5 protein-coding genes are annotated in these 7,871 nt (G+C 47.4%); all 5 read left to right on the forward strand.

What is annotated here, in order from left to right:
- The first annotated feature begins 197 nt into the window (after positions 1-197).
- Complete coding sequence (locus tag AC1DUA_RS14495) at positions 198-1,673, forward strand: type 2 periplasmic-binding domain-containing protein (protein WP_477500440.1); 1,476 nt, start codon at positions 198-200, stop codon at positions 1,671-1,673.
- A gap of 81 nt (positions 1,674-1,754) precedes the next feature.
- Entirely contained in the window at positions 1,755-2,915 is a 1,161-nt protein-coding gene (locus AC1DUA_RS14500; RefSeq protein ID WP_477500441.1) for an ADP-ribosylglycohydrolase family protein, read from the forward strand.
- Between the two features lie 15 nt (positions 2,916-2,930).
- A complete protein-coding gene (locus AC1DUA_RS14505; protein ID WP_477500442.1) occupies positions 2,931-5,036 on the forward strand; it encodes an ADP-ribosylglycohydrolase family protein in 2,106 nt (701 codons plus the stop codon).
- A 25-nt stretch (positions 5,037-5,061) separates the two neighbouring features.
- Positions 5,062-5,958: a ribokinase gene (gene rbsK, locus AC1DUA_RS14510; protein ID WP_477500443.1), complete on the forward strand. Its 897-nt coding sequence runs from the start codon at positions 5,062-5,064 to the stop codon at positions 5,956-5,958.
- Between the two features lie 29 nt (positions 5,959-5,987).
- Positions 5,988-7,661, forward strand: a complete 1,674-nt coding sequence (locus AC1DUA_RS14515; RefSeq protein WP_477500444.1) for a dienelactone hydrolase family protein — start codon at positions 5,988-5,990, stop codon at positions 7,659-7,661.
- The last annotated feature ends 210 nt before the right edge of the window (positions 7,662-7,871 follow it).

Here is a 7,871-nt window from a genome sequence, read left to right on the forward strand (position 1 = left end):
GGTCGGTGCGGCTGATTTGATGAAAAATAATCATATCGCGCAATTGGACTTCTCGTCTTTGAAAGCGGCTACTATTGTAATTGCTATGGTTCCGATTCTGATGCTGTATCCCATTATTCTGAAGCATTATACCAAAGGAGTAATGGAAGGCGGCGTAAAAGAATAGTATTCTAATATTATTTTGGGAGGCAATTCAAATGAAAAAAGCACTTTTTGCAATGGCTGCAGTCGTCCTGGTCACAACAACAGCTTGCAGTTCCGGGGGGAACAATTCAACGAACACGTCAGCACCATCAGCAACACAAAACAGCCAGGCGGTTACGACGGTTTCCATTTTAGCCAAAGATTTTGCACCAGATGATCCTAACGTTCAGAAATTGATTAAAGGCATCGAAGATGGCATGAAAGCAGAAGGTAAAAATGTAAAGCTGCAAATTACGCCAGTTCAAAGCGGAACGTATTCCGAGAAAATGGGCTTGCTTTTACAAAGTGGCAACATCCCTGATCTGATCTACTTCCAAGGTGGAGATTATCAATTCGCAACGACTCAGAAAATTTTGGAGGATTTGACGCCATATATCGATAAATCCAAATACGTTAAGGCTTCTATGAATCCTTATAACATTGAAAGAATGAAGAACTACCCTTACTTGCTATGGTTATCACCAGTTAACAGTGCTATTCCTGTCGTGCGTCAAGACTTGATGGACAAAACTACTTCTGGTAAAGCAGCTTTGGAAAACCCAACAATCGATAACTACTACACGTTCTTCAAAGAGTTGAAGGAAAAAAGCGGTGCGAAATATGCCTATACAACTGCTGGCAATCTTGATGAGTTAGACGCTATGTTCGGGCAAGCCTTCGGACTGACGACAACTTGGCTCAAGGGCGCAGACGGTAAATTCACATTCGGCAAAACAACGCAATCTGAGAAAGAAAAACTAGAATTCTACGCTAAGATGTACAAAGAGGGCTTGCTTGATCCTGAGTTCCTGACGAAGAAATGGGATACAAAGGAAAAAGCGTTCTATGACGGTCAAGCAGCTATCATGGCGGGTACGCAAGGTAAAGTAATCGACCTGTACAATTCCAAATCAACTGCACAAAATGGTGCAGGCGCGAAGATCGTACCTCTGCCGCCGGCAAAAGGTAAGGCACAAGGCTACACACCGGTTGATACAAGTAAAGAAAGCCGTGGTTTCGCGATTTCCAAAACGTCCAAAAACAAAGATATGGCCTTTGCAGTAATAGAATACATGGCTGGTCCAAAAGGTCAAATGATGGATAAGCTTGGTTTTGAAGGCTCCGAGTACCAAATCGTTGATAACAAAATCAAACTGACAGATAAGTTTGCCGCATGGTATCCGCACTTTGTCGAGTCCGTTATCAGCTTCACGCCGGACAAAGAGTTTGATCCGACTACGCCTTACTTCTCGGAACCGGCAGCGAAATCGCTCAAACTTTTCGAGAGCAATTCCACCAAAGACAATATCTTCATTTTGCCAGCTGATTTGACGGCCAAATGGGATGCAGCTACAGCTGTGTACAAAGAATTCGCGGCTGATATCGTAACGGGTAAGAAAACAGGCGCTGATTTCGATAAATTCGTTCAAGCCTGGAACGCTGCCGGCGGTAAAGATGTAACGGATTACGCGAATAAAACAATTAAGTAAATAGGGCTTTGAAGCCAATAAATGAACTGCAAAGTGTGGGGCGTAACAGCCCTGCACTCCCTGTAGAAGGGAGTAAGTCAAATGGTTACTTTTGCTGATAGAGTGARAGGCGTTGTTTTCGGCACGGCTTATGGCGATGCGATGGGCGCTGTCGTTGAGAAAATGACGTTCAATGAAATTCATGAAAAGTATGGTCGGGTTGAAACGACGATGACCAAATGGTGGAAAGCAGATTGGTCGGAAGACAAGCGACTTGGCAGGATGAGAGGTGAAGGCATCGTTACCGATGATACGCTTATGACACTTGCGCTCATGAATGTATACGGTATTGAACGTCGTCATCTGGATGCTTACGATCTGGCTAATGAGTTTGTCAAAGAGATCTCGTTCCGTCCTAAATACATTCCCGAGTTGGGGAAAGTGGCTATGGTCATGGACCGCTTGTTTTATCCAGAGAAGCATATCTTCAACCGTCATGTGCTTGCCAATTGCGAGCCCCGTGAAGGTGGTTATGGCAATATGGTTAACTGTGGTGCAGCCATGTATATCTCGCCTATCGGCATTGTGAATGCCTGTAATCCGAAGGCCGCGTACGATGAAGCGATTCTTTTTGCATCCGGTCATCAAATCAGTTACGGCTTGGAAGCGGCGGGCGTTTTGGCTGCATGTGTTGCCAAAGCATTCGAACCCGGTGTGACGGTAGAAGACATCATTCAAACAGCTTTAACCTATGCAAAAGATGGCACGAAGCAGGCGATTCAAGACCTATGTGACACAGCGCGATCCCTAAAACCCATCAAAAATAACCGGGCTGAAGTCGTAGGGCAGCTGCACGCTGTAATGGGCAAATATTCGCCAATGGGCGATGATGTCAATCGAAGCATTCATAAAGTAGGCATTCCTTCTAACCACTACACCCCAAGTCGATTGTTATCGATTGAGGAACTTCCTTTAGCATTAGCTTACATTATTTTGCATGACGGGGATTTATTGGAGGTTGTTAAAGACGGGGTGAGCTCGGGACGCGACACGGATTCGATTGGTGTTATGGCTGGTGCGATCCTTGGAGCTATGCATGGTGTTGCGGCTATTCCGCAAGCTGAAATTGCTATTATTGAACAGATTAATAAGCAAGAAATTGAGAAGCATTGTAATGAATTTATTGAAGCAGCCTCATTTATTATTGAGCAAGACATTGAACTCAGCAACCGCAGACAACAACAGATTCGTTCTATTATTTAAAAGGTGGTGTAATCGTTGATTCCTTCTAATTATTTGGAAAAAATTTATTCTGGTTACTTAGGTATGAACATTGGCATAAGACTAGGCGCTCCGGTAGAACCGACGATTTGGACTTATGAAAGAATACAAAGCACATATGGCGACATTACTGATTATGTCAAAGAATTTAAAAACTTCGCGGCTGACGACGATGCGAACGGTCCATTCTACTTCTTGCGCGCATTGTATGACGATGCTAAGGATCGCGATATTACGCCTAACGATGTAGCTCGCGCTTGGTTGAACTATGCTCGTGAGGGAGTCGGGATGTTCTGGTGGGGCGGTTATGGCGTAAGTACGGAGCATACAGCCTACATCAATTTGAAAAAAGGCATTGAAGCTCCACAATCCGGATCAACCCAGCAAAATGGACTTATTATCGCCGAACAAATTGGCGGTCAAATTTTCATCGATACATGGGGTCTTGTTAATCCATGCAATCCCCAAAAAGCAGCTGACTTCGGTGAAGCGGCAGCTCGCGTTTCTCATGATGGAGAAGGCGTGCTAGGCGCAAGATTCTTCTGTGCAGCTATTTCCAAAGCATTCGAAACTAGCGATATCAATGAGATTATTGAAGCTGGTTTGGCTCAAATTCCAGCTGACTCGATCTATGCTAAAGTAGCTAGAGCAGTGCTTGCGTTCCACACACAGCATCCGAATGATTTCAGAGCATGTCGAGACATGCTTGAAAGAGACTGGGGCTACGACAAATATAGAGGCGTATGCCATATCATTCCTAATGCAGGCGTTTGCGTGCTGTCCATGATTTACGGCCAAGGCGATTTCAACAAAACGGTTGAAATTGCAACGATGTGCGGTTGGGACACGGATTGCAATGCTGGTAACGTCGGTACTGTTCTGGGTGTAGCTTGTGGTTTGGAAGGTATTGCAGATAAGTATCGCAAGCCGATCAACGATTCCATCGTAATGTCAGGGATTTCGGGCTTTATGAATATTCTCGATATCCCAACCTACGCGAAGGAATTGGCGATTCTAGGACATCGCCTGGCGAATGTTCCTTGCCCTGAAGGTCTTGTCCAGAGCTTCACGGAGCACGATATTTATTTCGATTTCGAACTGTCGGGTTCCACACATAACATCCGTATCTCGGATCCATTTTTCTGTCAGGCGAAGCACTCGACTGAGAAATCCTTCAAAGGAACAGGTTCTCTAGAAGTTGTGTTTGACCGCATGGTTCGTGGGGAAAAATCAAAAGTATTCTACAAGCCATTTTATACACGCGATGATTTCAGTGACGAAAGATACTCACCAACATTTGCGCCTAAAGCATCCTCTGGGCAAAAAGTATCCATGCAGATTTTCTTGGATCAGTGGGGCGGCAATGAAACGATGGGCGTCGCACCTTATGTGCGCTTGTCTAATAGCAAAAAAGAGCTTGTACAAGGTTATGTGAAGCTCGTTGATCAAGATTGGGTTCATGTTGAATTTGTCATCCCGGATTCCGAAGGCGAGCTGATTGATGAAGTCGGTATCGTGTTAGAGGCTTATTCGACTCGTAAGCCGAAAAGTTTGGGACGCATTTTCATCGATGAATTCCGGATCTATGGCAACGCAGATTACACCATTGACTTCAACAAACAGTCGAGCGATTTTGGCTGCATTACGCCATTCGCGCATAACAACGGGGCTTGGAGCTTAGAGGATGGCGCGATGTATCTCATGACGGCGGATCCAAGCGAAGCTTATACTGGCAACTATTTTGCCAAAGATTATTCCGTATCTGTCCAGCTCAACCCACAAAGCGGACATTCACACTTAGTAGCTGTTCGTGCGCAAGGCGCAATGAGAGGTTATCATGTAGGATTTGATGGAGCTAATCAAGTGTCTTTGTATATCAATAACTTCGGGTTTACGAAGTTGGCGGGTGCCGAGTTCCAGTGGCAGTTAGGCAAAGATTATGATTTTAAAGTGACGGTGTTGGGTAATACCCTAACATTTGCCATTGACGGGCAAGAAGTTTTGAAGCACACTGACGATACGTTCGACTACGGTATGTTTGGCGTAAGCACAAGAACCGCAGCTAGAACTTATTTTAGACATATGAGATTTACGGAAATTTGAATTTGTGGGTGGATCGGGGAACGTTATGAAAATAGTCGTAATTGGCAGTGCAAATATGGATATGGTCATGCAGACTAGCCGTATTCCAGAAATGGGCGAAACAATGCGGGGCGATGGATTCATGCTATCCGCCGGAGGCAAAGGGGCCAATCAGGCAGTTGCTTGCGCAAAAATGGGCGCTGATACCTGGTTTATGGCGAAAGTTGGCGATGATATTTTTGGGCAATCGTTGATCGGCAGCCTCAAAGGGTTCGGTGTGAAAACCGATTATGTAGGAATTGAACCTGAAGTTACAACAGGTGTAGCTGCGATTACGGTTTGCGATGGGAATAATGCGATCATTCTTGACGGCGGCGCCAATAACCTGGTTAAACCTGACTTTATTGAAAGCTACAAAGAGCAAGTACTCTCGGCTTCAGCTATTATGCTGCAGCTGGAAATTCCGGTGGAAACCGTCTATGCAGCCATTCAAATAGCGAAAGGCAAGGTGCCGATTTTCTTGAATCCGGCGCCTGCCATTCCATTAGATGACGAGATTTTGAATGGGGTGGATTATTTCACACCGAATGAAATCGAGTGCCGGTTGTACACGAATGTGGAGGTCAAAACCACGGAAGATGCCTTCGCGGCTCTGGATATTTTACGCGGCAAAGGTATTCGCTTCCCGTTAATTACACTTGGGGAAAAGGGCATTGTGTACTATAACGGAACCGAAAATGTGTACATGGAAGGCCGTAAAGTGAAAGCCGTAGATACAACGGCTGCTGGAGACACTTTCTCTGGGACGCTGGCAGCTATGATTACTTCAGGTAAATCCCTCGATGAAGCAGTGAACATCGCGCAGCAGRCGTCTTCGATTTCGGTTACGCGGAGGGGCGCACAGCATTCGATTCCGTATTTATCTGAGCTTGCGGGTCTATGATGAGCAAAGAGGAGATCCGTTTTCATGAGTTGTTGAAAACTGCAGAGCACTTAGGTGAACACCGTATTCGTACGGTGGAGCGGAGGTCAGATCAATACGGCGACTATGCCGCTATGTATTTGGAGACCGAGCTCATCCCGGGACAATGGGTGAAAACGTATTTCTGGATAGGCGTTCCTTATGGGGAAACGCCTTTTCCTGCTATGCTGCACATCCATGGGGGAGGTTCGCAGACGGTTAATTTGGAGCATGTCCGGCATTGGACGAGCAAAGGGTATGTCGCGCTTAGTTACGATTGGAAAGAAGAACTTTCCGGGCAGGAGCATTACTCCGACTTGGCGGATATGCCGACGAAAGACATGGAAGAAGAGTTTGACCCGCTGCAATCGGTCATGTTCACGCGACTCATTCATGCGAAGAAAATGATAACGTGGTTGGCTCTGCTGCCGGAGGTGGATGAGGGCCGGATGGGTGCTTTCGGGATTTCCCGAGGAGGCACGGTAACGAGACTGCTTAACGCCTGGGATAGCCGTTTGCAGGCGGCGGCTCCTATTTACGGCTGTGGCAAGCATATGTCCCCAGGACGGTTGAACCGCAACGTTCGAAGGCCGCATACGTTGGATGACACCTATGAATGGGAGCAGCTGCTTAGCGGTTTAAAACTAGCCGAGCGGCAGCAGTCTCCAATGCTGATCATGTCGGCGACGAATGATTATTGGGGCTGGATGGACGCGATCTGTGAAGGAGCAGCACACCTTCCGAAGGAGAAGCGCGGGTTATTTTTCGCGGCGAATCAAAACCATCATCTGGATGGCTGGGCAGGGGATACGCTGGACTGTTGGATGGATGCCCTTGTCAAGGGAGATGGGCATTGGCCGCAAGCCCCGGCTGCATCCGTTTCTGTAAGCGAGGGAGCATTGCAGGTGACCGCTGAGTTTGCCTCTGGGGGGTTGTCCTCGCTTCCGCAAAAGCTTCGCTTTTGCTGGTCTTGGTATGACTGGAGCGAAGTACTTCCGCCGGGGAGATACTGGCACGTGAAGGAACTCGACTGTTCAGAGGACAGCGACTTCAGTGTGGATATACCGGTTATTGATCCTGCAATAAGCGGTTTCGTCTATGTGGATGCCATCTATGCAGATGGCGTAAAATCGAGCAGCTTTCCTCTACGATTCTCTCCCATCTATCTGGGAGCAGTTGCATCTGGGATGCCTTTAACGCTGGAGTTGGCTGATTTCACTCGCGGGCTGGATGGATGGCATTGTCCGGAACAGCAGACGGAGCCATTTGATCCTGACTTCCGCTACGTGTTTGTGGATGACCCGGAGGGCGAGAAGGCGCTTGCCTTGGACGAACCGGGCATGAAGTTTGCCCTGGTTACGCATAAGCCGGTCGATCCGATGATGCAAGTGGATAAAGACCATTTGCAGCTGCAGCTTAGGCTGTTCACGGACGTTCCAGGCGTCTGGGAGATAACGGTTTTCTACCGGCCGGATCAAGCTGGCCAGATCGTATGGGTGAGCGAGGTAGAGGGAGTGCTTGGCTGGACGGACGTGCGACTAGCAAGGCAGTCGTTTGGCCGTGCAGACGGCAAGGCGCTCTCATCTTGGGAGAAAATGCACAAGATAAGCGTGTGCTTTCTTCCTGCGCAGGGGGAATCCAGCAGCGGCGGTAGGCCGGCTCTAGGTTCGGTTCGTTTTGTTTAAGCTGGCGGTTCTACCGTTGTTTCATGCGCTGCCTGAGTGCAGCGCAGAATAACGGTAGTTTTCGCATCTACTTCAGCTGAGGTAGCGTGGATGGAAGCYCCGTTAGAGCSGGAAAAGAAYAGCCCTTTGGAGCCGGGGCTGGGCGGAGAGATCACATGTGATTAACGCCGATTACTGCCGCTATTTTAGGAAAATAATGCATTTTTATCC

The sequence above is a fragment of the Paenibacillus sp. 01T422 genome, from assembly GCF_056398785.1.